The organism is Kribbella sp. NPDC020701 (assembly GCF_055562215.1).
The window spans coordinates 228,102-245,841 of the sequence record NZ_JBVHFT010000011.1 but is presented as its reverse complement, the minus strand read 5'-3'; the positions used below and the strand labels follow the sequence as shown (position 1 = coordinate 245,841).

17 protein-coding genes and 1 pseudogene are annotated in these 17,740 nt (G+C 66.6%); 8 read left to right on the top strand and 10 right to left on the bottom strand.

Going from position 1 to position 17,740, the window contains the following annotated elements; all coding sequences use genetic code 11:
- Positions 1 to 643: 643 nt before the first annotated feature.
- Genes ACZ3HV_RS26660 through ACZ3HV_RS26650 form a run of 3 tightly spaced genes read right to left on the bottom strand, consistent with a single transcriptional unit; the run spans position 644 to position 3,020 of the window.
- Positions 644 to 1,585: an acyl-CoA desaturase gene (locus ACZ3HV_RS26660; protein ID WP_465687767.1), complete on the bottom strand. Its 942-nt coding sequence runs from the start codon at positions 1,583 to 1,585 to the stop codon at positions 644 to 646.
- Between the two features lie 27 nt (positions 1,586 to 1,612).
- Complete coding sequence (locus tag ACZ3HV_RS26655; protein WP_465687765.1) at positions 1,613 to 2,611, bottom strand: fatty acid desaturase family protein; 999 nt, start codon at positions 2,609 to 2,611, stop codon at positions 1,613 to 1,615.
- A 49-nt stretch (positions 2,612 to 2,660) separates the two neighbouring features.
- Complete coding sequence (locus ACZ3HV_RS26650) at positions 2,661 to 3,020, bottom strand: helix-turn-helix transcriptional regulator (protein WP_465687763.1); 360 nt, start codon at positions 3,018 to 3,020, stop codon at positions 2,661 to 2,663.
- Between the two features lie 713 nt (positions 3,021 to 3,733).
- Between ACZ3HV_RS26650 and ACZ3HV_RS26645 the strand changes: the two genes are divergently transcribed.
- Positions 3,734 to 4,243: a YcxB family protein gene (locus ACZ3HV_RS26645; protein ID WP_465687761.1), complete on the top strand. Its 510-nt coding sequence runs from the start codon at positions 3,734 to 3,736 to the stop codon at positions 4,241 to 4,243.
- Between the two features lie 62 nt (positions 4,244 to 4,305).
- Here the strand turns inward: ACZ3HV_RS26645 and ACZ3HV_RS26640 are convergent, their stop codons facing one another.
- A complete protein-coding gene (locus ACZ3HV_RS26640) occupies positions 4,306 to 4,761 on the bottom strand; it encodes a GNAT family N-acetyltransferase (RefSeq protein WP_465687760.1) in 456 nt (151 codons plus the stop codon).
- Between the two features lie 163 nt (positions 4,762 to 4,924).
- On the bottom strand, positions 4,925 to 5,104 hold the full coding sequence (locus tag ACZ3HV_RS26635; RefSeq protein ID WP_465687758.1) for a hypothetical protein: 180 nt from the start codon (positions 5,102 to 5,104) through the stop codon (positions 4,925 to 4,927).
- A 263-nt stretch (positions 5,105 to 5,367) separates the two neighbouring features.
- On the opposite strand from ACZ3HV_RS26635, the gene ACZ3HV_RS26630 reads away from it, so the two are divergent.
- The gene (locus ACZ3HV_RS26630) at positions 5,368 to 5,592 is read left to right on the top strand and encodes a hypothetical protein (RefSeq protein WP_465687756.1); all 225 of its coding nucleotides are present in this window, start codon (positions 5,368 to 5,370) and stop codon (positions 5,590 to 5,592) included.
- 913 nt (positions 5,593 to 6,505) lie between these two features.
- On the opposite strand, the gene ACZ3HV_RS26625 is transcribed toward ACZ3HV_RS26630, so the two are convergent.
- Both ACZ3HV_RS26625 and ACZ3HV_RS26620 read right to left on the bottom strand, forming a co-directional pair.
- Positions 6,506 to 6,709, bottom strand: a complete 204-nt coding sequence (locus ACZ3HV_RS26625; RefSeq protein ID WP_465687754.1) for a hypothetical protein — start codon at positions 6,707 to 6,709, stop codon at positions 6,506 to 6,508.
- Between the two features lie 154 nt (positions 6,710 to 6,863).
- The gene (locus tag ACZ3HV_RS26620) at positions 6,864 to 8,591 is read right to left on the bottom strand and encodes a prealbumin-like fold domain-containing protein (RefSeq protein WP_465687752.1); all 1,728 of its coding nucleotides are present in this window, start codon (positions 8,589 to 8,591) and stop codon (positions 6,864 to 6,866) included.
- Positions 8,592 to 9,731: 1,140 nt separating this feature from the next.
- On the opposite strand from ACZ3HV_RS26620, the gene ACZ3HV_RS26615 reads away from it, so the two are divergent.
- Positions 9,732 to 10,199: a DUF6573 family protein gene (locus tag ACZ3HV_RS26615; RefSeq protein ID WP_465687859.1), complete on the top strand. Its 468-nt coding sequence runs from the start codon at positions 9,732 to 9,734 to the stop codon at positions 10,197 to 10,199.
- A 640-nt stretch (positions 10,200 to 10,839) separates the two neighbouring features.
- Here the strand turns inward: ACZ3HV_RS26615 and ACZ3HV_RS26610 are convergent.
- The 3 genes from ACZ3HV_RS26610 to ACZ3HV_RS26600 all read right to left on the bottom strand — a co-directional run bounded on the left by ACZ3HV_RS26610 (position 10,840) and on the right by ACZ3HV_RS26600 (position 14,318).
- A complete protein-coding gene (locus tag ACZ3HV_RS26610; protein ID WP_465687750.1) occupies positions 10,840 to 11,337 on the bottom strand; it encodes a hypothetical protein in 498 nt (165 codons plus the stop codon).
- A gap of 857 nt (positions 11,338 to 12,194) precedes the next feature.
- Complete coding sequence (locus ACZ3HV_RS26605; RefSeq protein WP_465687748.1) at positions 12,195 to 12,671, bottom strand: hypothetical protein; 477 nt, start codon at positions 12,669 to 12,671, stop codon at positions 12,195 to 12,197.
- A gap of 396 nt (positions 12,672 to 13,067) precedes the next feature.
- On the bottom strand, positions 13,068 to 14,318 hold the full coding sequence (locus tag ACZ3HV_RS26600; protein WP_465687746.1) for an amidohydrolase family protein: 1,251 nt from the start codon (positions 14,316 to 14,318) through the stop codon (positions 13,068 to 13,070).
- Between the two features lie 135 nt (positions 14,319 to 14,453).
- On the opposite strand from ACZ3HV_RS26600, the gene ACZ3HV_RS26595 reads away from it, so the two are divergent.
- The 5 genes and pseudogenes from ACZ3HV_RS26595 to ACZ3HV_RS26575 all read left to right on the top strand — a co-directional run bounded on the left by ACZ3HV_RS26595 (position 14,454) and on the right by ACZ3HV_RS26575 (position 17,340).
- Positions 14,454 to 14,774 carry a hypothetical protein gene (locus tag ACZ3HV_RS26595; protein ID WP_465687745.1) on the top strand — a complete coding sequence of 107 codons (321 nt, stop codon included), beginning with the start codon at positions 14,454 to 14,456 and terminating at the stop codon, positions 14,772 to 14,774.
- Positions 14,775 to 14,877: 103 nt separating this feature from the next.
- A pseudogene (locus tag ACZ3HV_RS26590) lies at positions 14,878 to 15,003 on the top strand (hypothetical protein); the annotation flags it as partial.
- 19 nt (positions 15,004 to 15,022) lie between these two features.
- Positions 15,023 to 15,259 (top strand): hypothetical protein, encoded by a 237-nt coding sequence (locus ACZ3HV_RS26585; protein WP_465687863.1) that lies wholly within the window; start codon positions 15,023 to 15,025, stop codon positions 15,257 to 15,259.
- 445 nt (positions 15,260 to 15,704) lie between these two features.
- Positions 15,705 to 16,640: a hypothetical protein gene (locus tag ACZ3HV_RS26580; RefSeq protein WP_465687743.1), complete on the top strand. Its 936-nt coding sequence runs from the start codon at positions 15,705 to 15,707 to the stop codon at positions 16,638 to 16,640.
- A 283-nt stretch (positions 16,641 to 16,923) separates the two neighbouring features.
- Complete coding sequence (locus ACZ3HV_RS26575; protein ID WP_465687741.1) at positions 16,924 to 17,340, top strand: class F sortase; 417 nt, start codon at positions 16,924 to 16,926, stop codon at positions 17,338 to 17,340.
- Positions 17,341 to 17,740: the final 400 nt, after the last annotated feature.

Here is a 17,740-nt window from a genome sequence, read left to right as displayed (position 1 = left end):
CAACAACTCCGGGCCCGCTTCCGCCCGCCGCGCTCTGCTCGACTCGCGACAGCCCTTGCAGCAAGTTCTCGGCGCGCCGGAACATCAGCGCGAATGCCGCGTCATCGGGCACCAACCGCCAAGTCATCGCCGGACCCCTTTCAGCGCTCGATGGTCGCCCACCGCTATCAACGCTGCGTTGCAGCACGCATGCTTCGAGCGGCGCTCCATAAGGGTTGCGGTGGCTGTCAGTCGCTAATGCCGGGCTTGGCTCCATGCCCGGTAGCGGGCGATGATCAGCATCCGGTTGATGCGGGTCTCGGTCGAAGCCTTGTGTGGCGGCGGAACGGAGTTGGGCTGCGTCGGCGTGGTGGTGGCTGGCCGCCGGTGGAGGTGACTGGAGTGTCGTCTGTGCATGGCGAGTCCCCTCGTTCGGGCACTGCATAGGGCGCTTTCAGCGTGCGCCGTGATCCCGCGGTCGTCACCTTCGGGACAGGCACGGCTGGCCTGGCGCGACGCGGCTCCGCATTCAGGGTTATGGCACGGGTCTCAGTACGAGCCGAAGTACGACGGCTTCCTTTCCCTGCACTGGTTGAGGGTCGGCTCGTGTACCTCAGCCTGTGGGGCCCGGCGTCCGTATCGCGGATGGGTGGAGCTCACCAGGTCAAGCGGCGGCCGCGCGCTTTCTTTGGAGGCGTTCCTGGTCTGGCCATTTGACGTCGTACGCCCAGCCGAACCGTTCGAATTGCTTGATGAGCCAGGCGTTGATGTCGACCTGTCCTTTGAGTACGCCGTGGCGTGCGCAGGTGGGGTCGGCGTGGTGGAGGTTGTGCCATGACTCGCCTTGACTCAGGATGGCCAGCCACCAGACGTTGCCTGACCGGTCGCGGGATGCGAAGGGTTTGTCGCCGGTGACGTGACAGATCGAGTTGATCGAGAACGTGACGTGGTGCATCAGGGCGATGCGGACCAGGGTGCCCCAGAAGAATCCGGTAGCGGCGCCGTGCCATGACCTGTCCCACAGTCCACCGATCAGCGCTGGTGCTAGCAAGGAGATTGCCGCCAGTCCACGGAAATGCCGCGAGATGGATACCATGTCGCGGTCGTTCAGGAGGTCTGGGGCGTAGTGCTTCGGGTTTGCGCGATCTTCACCCCACAGCACCCATCCGACATGGGCGAAGATGAACCCTTTGGTCACCGCCCACGCGGTGGTGCCGTAGCGCCAGGGTGAGTGTGGATCTCCGTCTCGGTCGGAGAACTTGTGGTGTTTGCGGTGGTCGGCGACCCAGCGGATGACCGGACCTTCGAGAGCTAGACTCCCGGCGATGGCGAGTGCGACCTTGAGGCCGCGCTTGGTCTTGAAGGATCCGTGGGTGAAGCCGCGGTGGTAGCCCGCGCCGATGCCGGTCGCGGTGAGCACGTAGAACACGACCAGTAGCACGATGTCGCGCCAGTTGATCCATCCGCCCCACGCGAAGAAGATCCCTGGCAGCAGCGCGAGCGTCGGCACGACGATGAAGACCCAGATGAGTCCGCGTTCGAGCTTGCCGCCGACGGGTTGGAACTCGCCCGGAGGCGAATCATTGGAACCTGCAGTTGAAGTCATGGTCCACTCCTAGATTCCGGACGACACCTAAGCACAGGTGGGGCTTAGCGAGCCCCACATGGGCGGCCCAAGAACCGGGCGTCGCGAACCCGGCCTTCCTTTATCCGGCGGCGATCGTCCGCGCTCGGCGCAACTCGGCCCGACATCACGCAGGTGGCGGATCACCACGCCGTACGACGCGAACGCCGAGGCCTCCACGTAGTTGAGGCCGCCTAGCACGAAGTCGACGAACGGCCCGCCCCGGACGCTGCGGGAGGTGAGCACCTGCCGCAGCAACGGGTCGGCGGCCTGCTCGGCGGTCCCGATCGGGATCCCCTTGTGGTTGGGGGCGAACGAGCAACCGAGATAGACACCGAGCAGCCCCTGGTGGATGACGAGAAACACGCTCGCCTGCAGCCAGGTCATCGTGGTGACCAGCAAGACCGCATAGCCGCCGAAATGGACGCCGAGCAGCGCGAGCTCCGTGGCTCTGGCCCGGATGCCCGGCCTCAGCAGGGCGCGGACGCTGGAGACATGCAGGTTGAGTGCCTCAAGCAACAGGAGAGGAAAGAGCAGCAAGGCGGCCGCGCCCTTCCTCGCGACGGCCTGGACCGCGTCGAATACCAGGATGCCGGGCAGGACGTCCGGATCGGCCTCGAGGTCGTTCGGATGGGCGTTGTGGGCATTGTGCTTGTCGATCAACCAGCCGTAACTGAGCCCGTTCAACAGGTTGGCGTTCAACAGGCCAAGCAGCATGGTCGGCACACGCTTGCGGGCTATCCGGTGGTGGCCGGCGTCGTGGCCGAAGAAGCCGATCTGCGCCGACATGATCGCCGGCGCGACCGCGAGCAGCATCAGCCACCAGGAATCGCGCAGCAGCGCCATCGCGGGGACGACGCCGGCGAGGGCGATCAGATTGGCGAGCAGCAGGACGGCGTAGAAGCCCGGCCGTCGCTGCTGCAGGCCAAGGCGGCGGATCTCCCGGGCCAGCTCCCTGTAACCGCTGGTGGCCGGGGCGGCATTGGTACTTCGCAGGCTGATGGACATCCCTGGACTCCGTTGGTCCGCGTCCTCGCCACCGGGTCCGGGGCAGCCGTTATCTCAGCGTACGCCGGAATAGCTCAGGCGAAGGCCGCCCTGTACCTGTTCCTCTGCGTGGATTCGCGACCAGATCGGTCGGGCGGGCAACGCCTGTGCCCCGCCCCGCCCAGCCAATGATCAGACACACCGGTCCTGTCGCCAACGGCCCGACCCGATGAGCGCGGTACAGAATGCCGTCCCCGTCCCCTTCCTCAGCGTCAGCCGACCCGGCGTGGCTAGTGCCGGGGGTTTGGGCGTGCTGCGGTGAAGTACGCGCCACGGTCGACCGGTCCACGCCGAGATGCTCGGCCAAGCGCTCCTGGCTGTACCCAGCAGCGCGTCGCCACTCGGCCAAACGGCTTCGCTTGCCTGCCACCGTCGTTTCTCCATCTCCCCAGCGGTTGCCCGGCAAGGTTCCGCGACCGTGCGGCGTTCTTCAAGGATGCGCCAGAGATGCCACAAACGTGCGCTGTCGTGTACCCAGCGTAAGCGATGCAATGGATCTGGGCCGGACATGTGGTGTCGCTGGACCCCGCCAGCGGTCGTCTATCTCATGACACATGAACCCTTCGACGCCATCAAGGTTGGGATCGCACTGGACCGATCCGACCGGATCAGCGACGATGACACACGTTGCCGTACCTCATCACTGCCTGTGCTCTTTAGCTTCCTTCGCTCGAGTCCACCAACACGCACGAGAACGCGGACAGCAGCACGCGCGACGGCGAGGACTACAACGAGGATGGGGGCCTGGGGCAACGATGACCACGAGCAAGAGCAACAGCAAGAGCAGCAGCGTCGGCGCGAGGACGGTGATCCGGTGGAACTTGCGCCAGGTCATGGCCGAGAACGGCATCTTCGCCACGACCGATCTGGTGGAGCCATTGCGTCAACGGGGTGTCGAAATGTCCCGGCAGATGGTGCATCGGGTTGTCACCACGACCCCGCAGCGGATCAACGTGGACCTGCTCGCGGCGCGTGGTGTGGTCGCCGGAGCTGAGCTTGCCGTCGCCCACGCCTGGCGGCTGGGGCCCGGACCGACCTCGGCGGCTCACGGGTTCGTGTCCGACGACGGTACGCTCTGCGGCCATGGTGATCGAGACGCACGCAGACGCGATCATGTTGCGGTGGACGCCGGAGAAGGAGGACCTGCGGGAACTGGCGCGCCGGCCGGCCTATCGGCGGCAGATGGCCAAGCCGATGATTGTTGCCGGGATTCTCCTCGCCGTCGGCCTGGTTCTGGAGATGACCGTCCTCGCCGTCGTGGGAGGTGTGCTGCTCCTGTTGCTTGGCCTGCTGTCAGGGCGAGCCCGGCAACTGCGGTGGAACAACGACCCGCTCGTGCAGGATCCAGTCGAGTATGTGGCCGACAAGGGGGGTCTGTCCCGCCGGCAGCAGGACTTCGAGTGCTGGTGGGGATGGTCCCGGATCCGCGACGTCGAGGAGAGCAGCCGCGCATTCATCCTCAGGCTGGGGGTAGGGCGTGCATCCGACGGGCCTTTCCTGATCCTGCCCAAGCGTGGACTGGCCAGCGCGGCCGACGAGACCCGTCTGCGCGAGCTACTGGACGCCCAGGTACGGCGCCGCCAGACCTCCTAGCGGCAGGTATCGGTCCATAACGATCTACGGCTGTCGTACTAGGCGCGGATCGCCAACGCCCGTCATCGCTTCAGTTCGGCGGCCATGAGGTCTTTCCCAACGGCCCAACAACCTGCGTTACGTGTGCAATTGACACCGCGCAGGTTCTCCTCGGCCCTGCGGCTGGCTTGGGCGTGCGGTGCGAGGTTCGTCTTCGGGAACGCGTCAAGAGCGACGGCGCCCGAATCTCGCGCATGGTCGATCGCTGCGTCCAGCAACGCGCTGGCTACCCCGGTTCCCCGGACTTCGCGATCGACGTAGAAACAGGTGACGGCGAAGACATCATGGTCCCCAGGCATGGGCCCGTACTGCCGAGACCGTTCAAGCCTGCTGTGGTCCTCACGCGGCGCGACGGCGACCCAGCCAGCCGGACGGCCGTCCAGGTAGGCGACCAGCCCTGGGTATCGGCCTTGATCGACGGTGGCCTTCAGCGCCGCCTTGCGGCGGTTGGTCGGCCCCTGCTCGTCTCGCCAGAGCATGCACCAACAGTGGCCCGGAATCGGCACGCCGCCGCGTGGGCCCTTGCGTTCGAACAGTTGGACTAGGTCGTTCCAGCGGTCGGGGGTGACCACGTGAACGTCCACGTGGGACAGGTGTCCCGTGGTGTCCTCACGGTGGACGGGCATCGGAGGGCTCCCAGTGTCAGTCAGCGGGCAGCCAGCAGATGCAGAAGGGGTGGCCTGCAGGGTAGGCGTAGGTCTGAACTCCTCGCGCGGCCGTACGATCGTTGGCAGCTTTCAAAGCCGGCAGCCCAGCCCAGAAGGCGCTCTCGGCGCCAATGTCCGCGGCGTCGAACACCATCATCCGGTGTTTCACGTCCATCTGGAGTCTCCACGGGTCGAGGCGGACTCAGGCTGGTCAGCGCTGTTACGCGTGACCCTACTGGTTGAATCTCGCCCCGAGTTGAACCTGTTGGCCGATTTCCCTCAGGCCCCGCACCAGGAACTCCGTATTACAGGCCGGAGGCCCACTCGGCGGTAGTCGGCAGCGAGTCGAGCCAGACCCTGTAGCTGAGTGGCGGTGGACCGAGGTCGCCGGGCGGGGCGACGAGGACAATCGTGCGTCGCCTTGCCAGGTCACCATCCATGGCGCTGCAGCCAGTCGGCCACCAGGGCCGTCGCCGGGCTTTCAGGATCGCCGAGACCGCAGCCGCCGTGATCAAGACCAGCGAACTCGGCGACATCGCCAGTCTGCCGTTTGAGCAGTTGTGTGCGCAGTACGACTGGCAGCCGCCGTGGCTAACAAAGCGCGAGGACATGATCCAGCCAGCTCAGGCGAACGAAGGCGAAGCAGCGCCAGCGAAGTCCTAGTCGGCTAGGGCTGGGACTGAGGCGGGTGGTGCCCTCGAGGTGCCCCGGAAAGGTCTTGAACAGCCGTCAACGACCCCCGGTCACTGAGCACGCACTGCTCAAGGTCGGGGTCGTCGCGTGGTTGGGGCTCAGGGCAACGGACTCGTAATGAGAAGGTCGTCGGTTCGATTCCGACGCCTGACCTCCACCCGAGCACGATTTCGAGATGATCGTGCGGGTAGCTGGCGACCAAGCGGTGCTCGCAACGTACGTCGCTGCGGCACCGTGAGCAGCGACGAACGGTGGCGAACCGATTCGGACGTCGGCAGACCTGACCCCCATGGCGACCCTGCAAGTCCCGGGCTCCACACAGCCCCGGTGTTCCGGTCATCGCCGCGGGAGTCGACATCCGAACCGTCGCCGGCCGTCGCGGCCGCTGAGGCGGCGGCACCACCACGCTCCGCGTCTGCACCGTCTTCGTCTCCGAAGCCGACCAGCGACCCGCAACCGTGCTCTTCAATCGCCTGCCGAGCCGACACGGACAGCTCAGCGAGCGCGAGCGGATCAGGCGCAACCCGCGTGCCCCTACGAAGGCGATCGCCGGCTTCTCTGCTGCACTCGCCAGGACTGGTGACGGTGTCGGCCGGGCTGCGGGACCATGCCGGCGACCAGCGATGCCACCTTCAACCCGCCGTTGGCGCCCCTGCCGGGCGGCACGCTCAGGTGCTCCTCCGCCGGCCCCTGAAGGACGGCCGAGCGGGCCAAACGCCACCACCGGCACCAGGCCAGCCGACGACACAATATTCGGGGTGGTTCGTGCCGACTGCGTCGGCGCAGATGTTTCGGGGTTGCCCCGCGACGACCAGTTCGGCCGCCGGACACCGCAGGCGGCACCGGCGCGACCAAACCGTCGCAACGGAGGGCGGCGGGCCGGTCAGCTCGGCAGATGAATGCCGGTGCCCGACAGGGGCCGGATCTGATTCCTTTGCACGGCTATACCAAGGCAGGGGACCGCGGCCTGCGGCGTGCTGCCGAGGGCAACCGTCTGACCGACGTACGGCGAGTCGTCGCAGTCGGCCTTGTTGTTCACCGTCACGTTCTTCGTGGTGTCGCCATCGGCCGCGTTGTTCGCCGGCACTGTCTCGGTGACGGCGTACGTGCCGACCAGCAGACAGTCGACGCACGGTTCTCCGTGGGTTCATACACAGAGCCCAAGGCGTGGGCCTTGGGCTCTGTGCTGTTGCTGTTTCGTTGGTTGCGGCCGAATGACCTAACCGCCGATCAACGGCCGATCACGGGTCGATCACGATCGTGCAGTGGACGGTCGTGGGTGCCTCTACTCCGGTGACGGTCCGGGAGGTGTCCCAACCCGTCGCGGGAGTGTCGCTGCCGGTACCCGTCGTGTTGTCACAGGTGATCGTGGCCGATGTCTCTCCGGAGCCACCGTCGCGGAAGTTCACCTGGATGTCGGACAGCGGCGGATCGGTGAACGTCACCACAGCGGACCCGGTTGGCGGGTTGGCGCCGCAGTTGGTCCCTGTGACCACGGTGACCGTCTCGGGGCCCGGGTCCGTGGGGAGGCCGTAGCCGGGCGGCGCCGACGTCTCGGTGACGTCGTAGTCACCCGGGAGAAGCCCGGAGACACATACCTCGCCGATGGTGGGATCCTCGTCCCCTGCACCGTTGTCCGTGACGCTAGAGCCGTCATACGAGAAGACGGCACCCGCAGTGGACACTAGTCCGCCCTTGGTGCTGTTCTTGACGATCGCCAAGGCACCTACCTGCAACGTGTTGGTGTACGTGCAGTCGACGATGTCGTTCGCCGCGAGGTTGAAGCTGACCGTTCGGGTGGTCTGGTTCGTGGTGATCGTCGTACCGTCCGATGTCTCAGAGGCCGAGCAGTCGAGGTTGGTAAACGCGAACGTCGGGGCCGGGTCGGTCTCGGTGACGCTGTAGCTTCCCGCCTGGACCGCAGGGCCGTAATCACGGAACTCGCCGTTCTTCAGACCGAAGGAGGCCGGGTTCAGATCACCGGTGGTCGTGTAGTTGAAGGTGGTGTCCGTCGGGTCCGGGCTCGGGTCGGTCACCTTGCGGATGATGACCTGGCCACAGTTGGCGATGTTGACGTTGCCTGGACCGACCAGGTCCTTCATCTGCGCCTGCGCGGAGTTGCCGGACGACCGGCTCACGGCGTAAGTCTTGCCGAAGGCCGTGCAGACACCCGGCTGGAACACACCGGCGTCGGTCAGGTTGATGATCGCCTCACCGAACTCATTGACCCCAGACGTCGACGACACCGACGTCGTTGCCGGTGGTGTCGGCGGCGTGTTGGTGTCCAAGACCGAGGCTGTCGTGTTCACCCTGCCCTCGGCGAAGCCGCCTGCGGTCAGGTTGGTCGCCGTTCCCCAGCATGGCGGGCTGTTGGTGGTGACCTCACAGGATCCGGAGGTCACCCAACGCCGCAGCGTGAGCACCGGGGCATCGCCGGCGCCGCCCTCGAAGTCGTACACGATCAGCATGTCACCGGCGGTACGTTGCACCAGGCCGTTCGAGCCGGACGGACACGGGGTGGTGCCCTGGTTGAACTCGAAGCCGATGTGAGCAGACGGCGACGTGGTGTTCTGCGGGATGCGCGTCCAACTCAAGCCCAGGAACACGTCACCGTTCACGGTCTTGCTGGTCACGTAGACCCGTTCCAGGTCGTCCTTGTTCGGCGCCTTCCCGGTATTCACTGTCGCGCAGTTGTTGTCCTGCTTCGTCCCGCCGGCGAACGCGTCGTCACTGGTTGTGGCTGCTGCGTCCTCCAGACCGGTGAACGCCCAACCCGAAACGGTCTTGGCGGCCGTTCGGTCCGGCGCAGTGCCCGTCCAGGTAGTCGGAGCGAAGCTGTTCCAGTCGAAGTTGATCGGGGCCTGCGGCGCCAGGTTGCCGTCGTCGCCCTCGAATTGCGCCGCATCGGAGACGGGACCCGCAAACGCCGGCGACGAGGTCGCTACCAGACCGAGTGTTGCCAGGGACACGACCGCCAGACCGATGATTCCGCGCCTGTGCCGTAGCCCCCGACCATGAGCGTGCTTACCGCTCTTACGTTGTCGAATCATGCTGATGCTTCCCTTCGATTCGTCGATTCCCCGAGTCGAGGCAGCCGCTTCGCGAACCGTCTTGTCACACGTGTCGGCCTGTGCACAGCCAGACTCAACCGGTCGAGCCGGCTATGCCGCAGCCGCGTCGGCGGCGATCTTGGCGGTCCCGGTCCGGCGCGCAGGACTGCGGGCAAGCGGTTACTCCGCCGTTCGCCGAAATGTTCGAAATCCCCCACTGCATCCCCCACGACAGAACGAGTCACCCATACACATCAAGCAACTAGCGGCGCTGACTGAATCGACCTACGCACGCCGCGCGGGAGCGGCAGCGAGTCCGCTGGATATCAGCACGGCACAGTCCAATGCCCGTCTGCTTTCGCCGCAGTGGACTGCCTGCAGCGCGCACGCCGAAGCCACGCGATCGGCACATGTCTCCCCCTCAGGAGATCCAGCTCACCGGGCCTGGACCGGCCCGGCGCGGTTCCTTCGTGGCGCCGCGGATCGGCGCATACCTCCCCCACAGACCATCCCCCGGGACGCCGCGGCGCGGCGTTGGATTCACGGCACCTGAACCCGTACTCAAAACCTACGCCCGTGAGTCTCGTATCACAATTGCCTAACAGAGGTTGACTTTGCGGCACATCCGCGCTGCGTGCAGTGACGCGGCCTCTGGGCCACGTTGCACCGGCGCCCGCCCTGCCTCGTCAACATCTACCAGGTGCTGCACTGCGACGCGGAACAGTGCGTATCCGGGTAGCGGATGCGTGGACTTGAGTTGATGACCCGATCCGCCCCGGGGACGGGCGCGACGGCTGCCACCAGATGCGGGCCTGCGAGCTTGCCGTGGGCAACGAACCGAGTGTGACCCGCGGCGCGGATCGCACGGCCGGGACGTGCGCCCTGGGACCGTCGGCGGCGCGTCACTTGTACCCGGCGACGCCGCCACGGGGGAGTCCCAACAGGACTGCAGTGGTTCGGGCAGCCCGGCCGATAGTGGCCGATGTGCATGCCGGGCACCACCAAGAGCGCGACACCCCACAGCGCATGGCAGATCCGGAGCACCCACCATGAACCGGCATCAACAGCCCAGCCAGCACAACGAAAAACAGCGACGGCCGCGACCTAGCGGACCTGTTCGGTGCGGCAGAGGTGATCCACGTCTACAGCCGGGCCGACGCGATCGCCGACGGCATCCTCATCGATGTCACCGAGACCGCCCGGGAGGCCGGGTTCACCGTCCCGGTCGCCCTGACCCAGGAGACGTGGTCTGACTGCGTCGCCTGGAGCGACGCGACTGATGCCGCTAAGGGTGACGACACCGGACAGAGCGCGGCCGGGCGGCTGTGGGACGTGTTGTTCATGACCCGCGACGCCATCCAGCGCCAACCACCGACAGGTACCGGCTCGAGGGATGGAAGCGGCCGCCGGCGCCGGGCTGACTTGCTGCCGGCACGCCCGTGGTGCCGTTCGTGGTGCGAGATGGAGGCAATCGGTGCGGATCATGGGGCGTGGTGCGGCCACCCGCGTTGGTATTGGGGCTGGTAGAGGCCGTATGAGGCGGTGTACGACCTCCGCGTAATGAGAAGGTCGTCGGTTCGGTTCCGACAGGCGGCTCCACCTAGCGGTCCCCGGCCGCTGGGGCGCTGCGGGTGTGCAGCCTGACCATCGATGTTTCGTTGCTCTGGGCACTGTTCAACCTTCGCAGAGTAATCAGCCACCTCGCGTTGAATCCAGCCGATTACACCTTGTTGCAACGGCTCCGTCGCCTTCGCGTCGTGGCCAGTCCAGCACGCGACGTTAGGACGACCGGGCGCCTTGCTACAGGTTGCCGGTGGCAACTGCGAACCGTCACTGCGGTGTGGTGGATCCGAACGCGCCGCTGGAGCTGTACGGACCGCCGCCCGAGCAGTTCACCGCCGCCCACAACGAGCTCTCCCGGGCGCTCCGCGACGCCGGCGAGGCCGCCGACAGCGCGTCGGTCGCGCCGGGTGCTGGCGGGTGGGCATGGCGAGGAGGATACGACAGCAAGTGGATCTCCCAGATCCCTCATCCTCCTCCTCCGTCTTCGTTGACAGTTACGGGTCAAAGGTCGGGTTGCGTATCTGCCGCACTGTCCACAAGTAAGGGGACGCGCCGAGTGGCGCGCCCCCTTGTCTGTTGGGGCGAGTCGCAGAGGACGATGCGGCTAGCAGGTGAGCAGGATCGTCCCGCTGAACGGGTCGGTGGCGGAGCAGTTGAAGATCACTGTCCCCGGTGGTTGCTCGATGACGAACTGGATGGACGTGACCGTCAGGACCGGGTTGACGCCGGTCCAGTTCGGGTTCGGACAACCGGCCTCTGCCCCTGTGACTGTCGCGGGTGCGGTCAAGGTGGTCGAGACCGAGACTGTCAGGTTGCCGTTCTTGATCGCCGAGGCTGGGAAGATGACCGGTGTGGTCACCGGTCCTACCAGCACCTTGTTCTGGCCAGGCGCGGTGTTGCCGCCACCGTTCTGGCACTGGTAGACCGCGGTTCCGCTAACCGTCTGGGTGACCTTTACGTCCTCGTTGCCGAGGCCGGCGAGGGTGGCATTGCAGGTGACGGTTTGACTCGCAGCTGTGCCCGAGATGGTACAGGCGGGCTCGCCGTTCTTCTTGAAGTGCGGGCTTGCGGCCAGCGCGGTCGGAGCGGACAGCGCCGACACAAACAACAGCGTAATGAGAAGCAGGACAATACGGCGCATGATTACCCCCTGGGTTGCGCCGGAAATGCAGTTTTGCTGAAATCACCATGTCGGGGATTTCGTGTGCTGATTCCTGCCGCAAGACATGATGCGGCTAAGCGCGCGATGGGTGGTCCGCGAGCCCGAGAGCACGCTGACGGAACCATGACTCTCCCAAGGCATTCAGGAGTCGGCGTAGTCGGCTGGGGAGTTCTCCCCAGCGGTGCTACGCCTGGGCGCGACCAGATGACGTCCCCAGGCCGCCTTGCCCCCAGGGCACCCCGGACCAGTTGCGCCTGTTCAGCGTTGCCCGGGAGTTCGCCCGTGAATTTACGCCTGCGACTATGGGCGGGCAAGGGCATAGCGCCTATTGCGTGGTCGTATAGATTGAACGCTTGTATCGGTCGCGCGCTTCGTGGCCGGTCCGATTCTCATTGTTATTGACAGCGATGTTCCCGGACGCGATGATGGCGGACCGTATTCCAGTGGCCCCGGACAGTCGCGTGCTAGTGCCTCTCCCAGAAACGTTGGGGTTCTAACCGGGTAGGCGACTCCAAGAAGCGCCGACCCGATTACCTACCCGCCGTTGCCTGACGAGGCACTAGTCGACATCCACACCCCCGATGCGCGCAGGCGCGCGAGCCCGTTACTGGCTGTGGCGACGCGGCCACCGGGTGCTGTAGGCAACGATCAGCTCCGGCACGCCCGCCATACCGAGCCGGTCGCGTTCTGGTCGGTATGGCGTGGCACATGTCGGGACCCTGACCAGCGGGTGAAGCTGATAGTGACTGTGGTGTGGCCGTGAGCCCCACGATGACGGTGTTCACCCGGGACTACTACTAGTCCTCGGGTTCCTCGCAGGTGCCGAAGTCGGCCTCGAACTCCTTGACGGTGCCGTTGACGAGCGTGACGTGGGACGTGACGTTCACGCTGTCGACGGTCCCGGAGCCCTGGCTCACCACCTGCAGTTTGCCGGTGTCGGTAAACACCATCGTCCCTTGCTGCGCGTTGACTGCCCCGCCGAACCAGAACGCGCCGCGGAGGCTGTAGACGTTGCCTGCCTCGTCGGTGGCGACAACGGCTTGCGGTGTGAGCGTTCCGGTGACGTTCTCGTTGCCCGAAGCGCTCGTGCCCTCGTGGATCGTGATCTTGAGCGTGCCCGATGTGATCGTGTACGTCGTCGATTCACAGACGATCTGATCGCCGGTGACGTCCTCGCTCGCATGCTGTGCCGGGCTGCTCGCCACCGCCGGCGCCGCCCCGACCAGCGCCCCTCCAACCACCAAAACCGCCGCGATTCGTGCCGCTCGTCGCATGACGCCCCTCCTCATTCGAGCTGTTGGCGGATGTAGTCGACGCTACGACCGCGGCGGGCGCTGTCAAGGCCCGCGTAGCTTCAGGCACTACGCGGGCGAGCAGGTGGCCGCGCCGCCGGCATGGGCCTGCGCAGGACCTTGATCGCTGCACTGCCGCGGACGACGCCATCGTCCTTGGCCGATTCGCTGGCGGGTTCCGGGCTGAGGCGAAGTCGGCCGGCCGTTTAGCTCCACGGCGACCAGGTCGAGGTCCATCCGATCCACGCCGCGCGAGCCAGCGCGCCGGTAGCAAAAGGTGGCCCGAGGCGTCGCGACTGGTTGTGGCGACGCCGCCACCGGGTGTTGTCGCCCACGATCAGCACCCGTGCTCGCTGCACCGAAACGGGCGCATGCCTGCTACGCCGATGACTCGATCGGTTGGCCGCGCAGCACGACCTGGCGCACCTCCCGCAGCGCGGTCACGTCCCGGGCCAGGTCACCGGCGACCACGATCAGGTCCGCGTCGTAGCCAGGTGCTAGTCGTCCCTTGCGCTCGCCCAGCCCGCAGACCTGTGCCGCGATGCTGGTCGACGCTGCCAGTGAGTCGACGACACCCGTCACCGCGGCGAGTTCGACGACCGACTCGGCGTACAGGCCGTGGGCCTTGTTCGGCCCGATCCCGGCGTCGGCGCCGCCGACCAGCCGGACCCCTGCCTCGTGCATCCGCCGGACCAGATTCTGGCGTTTCTCGACCAGCTCCTCGGGGCCTACGCCGGCCTCGCGCAGCCGCTGCTGCAGCGCCTCCGGCGCGCGGCGTAGCGCCTCGACGGTGAACCCTCCGATGGTGGGGCACACGGCCATCCCGCTCTCGGCGAGCGCCCGGAGCTGTGCGTCGGAGGCAGTGATGTCGCGGAGCGCGGCCAGTCCCGGCGCCACGGAGTCGCCGGACCGTGTGAGAAAGCCGGCGTGTTCGAGCCCGTCGGTGCCGACCGTGACTGCCTGGTCGACCGCCAGGGCCGCGTGCGCGTGGGCGGTCACCGCCAGCCCGGCGCCGTGGGCCGCGTCCACGAGCAGTCGTAGGTCACCGAGGGCGAACTGGGGTGCATAGATGTCGGTGTCGGGTGTGTTGATGCCCCCGCTGGCCATCACCTTGACCACGTCGACCCGTCGTTCGACCCGCTGCCGGATCGCGGCGTGCAGGTCGTCGGCCCCGGCGGCTTCCCCGCCCAGGTACCAGCAGTGCCCGCGGGGTGTCGTGATCGGCGGGCCCGAGGCCACGATCCACGGCAACGCGTCGTCGCGGGCGCGCTGTGCGTCGCGCCGGTCGACGACGTTGAAGTTCCGGTCGCCCAGGTCGCGCACCATGGTCACCCCGGCGACCAGGTGCCGGCGCAGCGCCTCGGTCACGACGGACTCGATCTCCTCGTCGCTGTAACCGCCCACCCGGTCCAGCGCCATCGGCCCGCTGTCGGCCACCAGGTGCACGTGAGTGTCGATCAGACCGGGTAGGACGGTCGCGTCGCCGTGGTCGTGGAGCGCGCAGTCGGTGGGGAGGTCGTACGCCGCGGGCTCGACCCCAACGATGCGGCCTCCCTGGACCAGCACGGTGGCGCCTCCCGCCACGAATCGCTCACCATCGAAGCAGGCACCCGCGCGGACCGCATACATGGGACCGGCCTACCTCCTTGAGTCGCACGTTGACAAGCAACGGCCGCGGGCTCGGCCGGCCGGGAGATAGCGGCGGCTGCGCCACAGCCACGCGAGTCATGATCTCCACAGATCGATTGTTCAGCCTCGCCGGGTGTGATGCCCTTGCGGACCGCCGGCGACCTGCTGATCCAGTACGACCTGTCCAACGACGGCGTCAACCCGACCATCTCGGTCTCCAAGTGGGTGACCACCGGGACCAAGGCGAACTGCGAGGCGGCCAACAACGTGCCGTGCTGGGGTCCCAAGACGCCACTCGGTGCCGACGCGGCCGGTTCGATCAACACCTCGACGATCCCGCGGGCGACAGTGATGGCCTGGGCGCCCAGGACCCGCGGACGTTCGGCGAGGCACAGCTGCGGTTGTCCGCGCTGTTCCCCCCAGGTAGCTGCTTCTCGTTCGGATCGGCCTACCTGAAGAGCCGCTCGGCCGACACGTTCACCTCTGCACTGGAAAGACTTCGTGCGTCCGGCAAATGTGAACATCACCAACTGTGGTTCGGTCAAGATCATCAAGACCGATGATCTGCGTGCGCCGCTCGAACGGGCAAGTGTGCTTCGACAATTTGCTGTTCGGTAGCTACTCGGTGACCGAGACGGCGCCGGCCGGCTACGCCGCGGACGGGGCGACGACCAAGACCGTTGTGGTCGACAACAAGGCGGCCTGTGGGGCTAACGTACCTGGGGGAGACGGTCTCCTTCGGGAACACGCCGCTCACCAACCTGTCGGTCTCGGTGGATTCCCAGATCGACGGCGGTACGGCGTCCACGATCGTCTGCACCGGTCCGAACGGGCAGGTGGCCAGTGGCTCCACCGGCGCCAACGGTGACGGCTCGGCCTCGGCCTCGGCCTCCGACCTGAAGCCCGGAACCTACACCTGCACGGTGGTGATCGACCCGTGAACCCTGGCGATCCTGGGAAGGTGGACCCGCCGGCCACACACCCCCGGCCGGCGGGTTCCTCTCACCACGCGCGACTCTGGCCAGGTTGGCACGACGGCGTGCACATCGACGCTGACACGGGTAATGGCATGCAAAATGATGGTTGTGGACAGTTCCGCCTCGGCCATCGGCGGCTGGCTGCTCACCGCGACTCCATCGCGGCCGTCCGCCACTCGGCCTGACCACCTCGCGACGAAGGGCCGGCACCGTGGGATGGCGGCAACGATCCGGCCTTGCGCCGGCGAACCCGAGAGTCCGCCGCGCAGCGCCCGGTCAACCGTTATGCACAGGCCTGTGGACAATTCCCGCGACTTGGGTGGCCAATCGTTACCGAACGACCTTGACTGCTGTGACGAGACCGAAATACTTCTCGTGGACCACTCCCTTGCACCGTTTGAGGATGGACATGACCCACGTGGGTATCCGCTCCCGTGCCGCGAGCATCTTCGCCGCGGCGGGAGCGTTGTCATTGATGCTCGGAGCAACAGCTCTCCTGGTAGCGCCCTCGGCCAACGCCGACCAGACGGTCGGCGCCAACGGCCACGGCAATCCGCCAGGCAACAACGGAACGATCAAGATCGAGGGCGCCGACATCCAGAGCGGCCCACCGGACAACAACCCGCACCAGGGCTGCACGTTCGTGGTCGAGTTCTACAACTTCGACAAGAACGACTCGTACAACGCCACGGTGACCTTCGAGGACCAGGCGCCGACCGCGGACGGCGGCCTCCAGGTCGCGTCCGGCAACCTGCATCCGTTCATCGGTGAGGATGCGGCGGGTGGTGGTACGGACCTGGATGCCAGGGAGACGTACACGCTGTCGTTCACCGGCCAGCCGCATCCGCAGCAGGGCTTCCACGTGAAGCTCACCGTGAACGCGCCCGGCTCGATCGGCGCGGACGTCAAGCACAAGGTCTTCTGGGTCGAGGGCTGCAACACTCCGCCGACGACGCCTCCGACATCCCCGTCGGAGTCTCCCACCACCAAGCCTCCAACGACTCCGCCGACCACGCCAGAGACGACACCTCCGACGACTCCGCCGACCACGCCGGAGACGACCCCGCCGACCACGCCGTCGACGAGTCCGTCGGAGAGCGCGACGGTCTCGCCGACCGCGACCTCGTCGACCCCGGCCACCGTCGTACCGGGGAACTCGGAGTCGCCCACTCCAGGTGTGCCGACCGCGGTCAATGCCGGCCTCGACGGATACTCGACCAATTCGGTGGCTGGTAGCAACAGTCCGTTCGGCCTGGCGGGTGGTCTGCTGCTCGCCGCCGGCGGCCTGATGCTCGCCGGCGGAGCCGTCGTCGCACTTCGCCGACGCGGAAGGCACAGCGCCTGACGTGAGTTCTGCCCGCAGTTGCGGCCGTCGCGCTCCACTCCGGTGGAGCGTGGCGGCCGCGGTCGCAGGTGCGTGCGTGCTTGCCGCCGGCGCGTACCTCCAGTTCGGTGACAACCACGTCGGTACGACGTCGTCGCCGACGGACTCCACTTCGTCGGCAACAGTTGGTACACGACGCTCGATCAGTTCGGTCAGCGAGCCACGTCGCCCGAGTCCCTCGACTGCTGCCACGGCCTCGTCGACCGGCCGTGTCCCGACGATCCGCTCTGGGCGGCCAACGAGAGTGACCATTGCGCAGCTGGCCGTCAATGCTCCAGTCGTCGCCATCAAGGCGGCGCATGGTGCTCTCACCCCGCCATCCGATCCGTCGACAGTCGGCTGGTGGTCCGGTGGGGCGCAGCCTGGCGCCAAACGTGGTTCGGCCGTCATCACCGGGCACACGGTGCACAGTGGGGATGGGGCCTTCGACAACCTCGACCGGATCGTCCCTGCGTCGGTCGTCGTGGTGTCGACGCCACGTCGTCAGCTGCGCTATCGAGTTGCGACGGTGACGACGTACCGGAAGGCCACGCTGGCGAAGCGGGCGGCGCAGCTGTTCGACCAGAGTGTTCGCGGTCGGTTGGTTCTCGTGACGTGTAAGGACTGGAACGGCAAGGTCTACCTCAGCAACGTTGTCGTGGTCGCCCTGCCGATGGCGTAGCCTGCTCGGTCGTATCACTGCCCATGGGTAATCCCGGCACGGGCAGCAAGGCATGACTCGTGGCACAAAATCGCGGATACTCATGGGGATTCTCGCGCTCGCTGCGGGCGGCCGTGTTGCTACCAGCGCTGGTAGAGAGCAGATGCGGACGCTGTCGTTCCTTCTCGTGATGAGAACGTCCTCGGTTCGATTCCGACAGGCGGCTCCACTCCGCGGCACCAAGAAGCCCCAGGTCAGGCACCACATGACCTGGGGCTCTTTCAGCTCTCGATCCCGTCGGAAGCTCGGGCGGAGCACGTCGTAAGCACTGCACAACGCGTCCCACCGGGATGAGTGCACCTCTCCCGGCGTCGCGTCCGACATGGTGAGGGGAGCTCCTGCGCGCTCGTCCGCCACTCCG

Coding starts and splice junctions, on each gene's coding strand:
- ACZ3HV_RS26660 (WP_465687767.1), bottom strand. CDS start 1,585: ATGACTTCAACTGCAGGTTCCAATGATTCGCCTCCGGGCGAGTTCCAA.
- ACZ3HV_RS26655 (WP_465687765.1), bottom strand. CDS start 2,611: ATGTCCATCAGCCTGCGAAGTACCAATGCCGCCCCGGCCACCAGCGGT.
- ACZ3HV_RS26645 (WP_465687761.1), top strand. CDS start 3,734: ATGGTGATCGAGACGCACGCAGACGCGATCATGTTGCGGTGGACGCCG.
- ACZ3HV_RS26640 (WP_465687760.1), bottom strand. CDS start 4,761: ATGCTCTGGCGAGACGAGCAGGGGCCGACCAACCGCCGCAAGGCGGCG.
- ACZ3HV_RS26635 (WP_465687758.1), bottom strand. CDS start 5,104: ATGGACGTGAAACACCGGATGATGGTGTTCGACGCCGCGGACATTGGC.
- ACZ3HV_RS26630 (WP_465687756.1), top strand. CDS start 5,368: ATGGCGCTGCAGCCAGTCGGCCACCAGGGCCGTCGCCGGGCTTTCAGG.
- ACZ3HV_RS26605 (WP_465687748.1), bottom strand. CDS start 12,671: ATGCGACGAGCGGCACGAATCGCGGCGGTTTTGGTGGTTGGAGGGGCG.
- ACZ3HV_RS26600 (WP_465687746.1), bottom strand. CDS start 14,318: ATGTATGCGGTCCGCGCGGGTGCCTGCTTCGATGGTGAGCGATTCGTG.
- ACZ3HV_RS26580 (WP_465687743.1), top strand. CDS start 15,705: ATGACCCACGTGGGTATCCGCTCCCGTGCCGCGAGCATCTTCGCCGCG.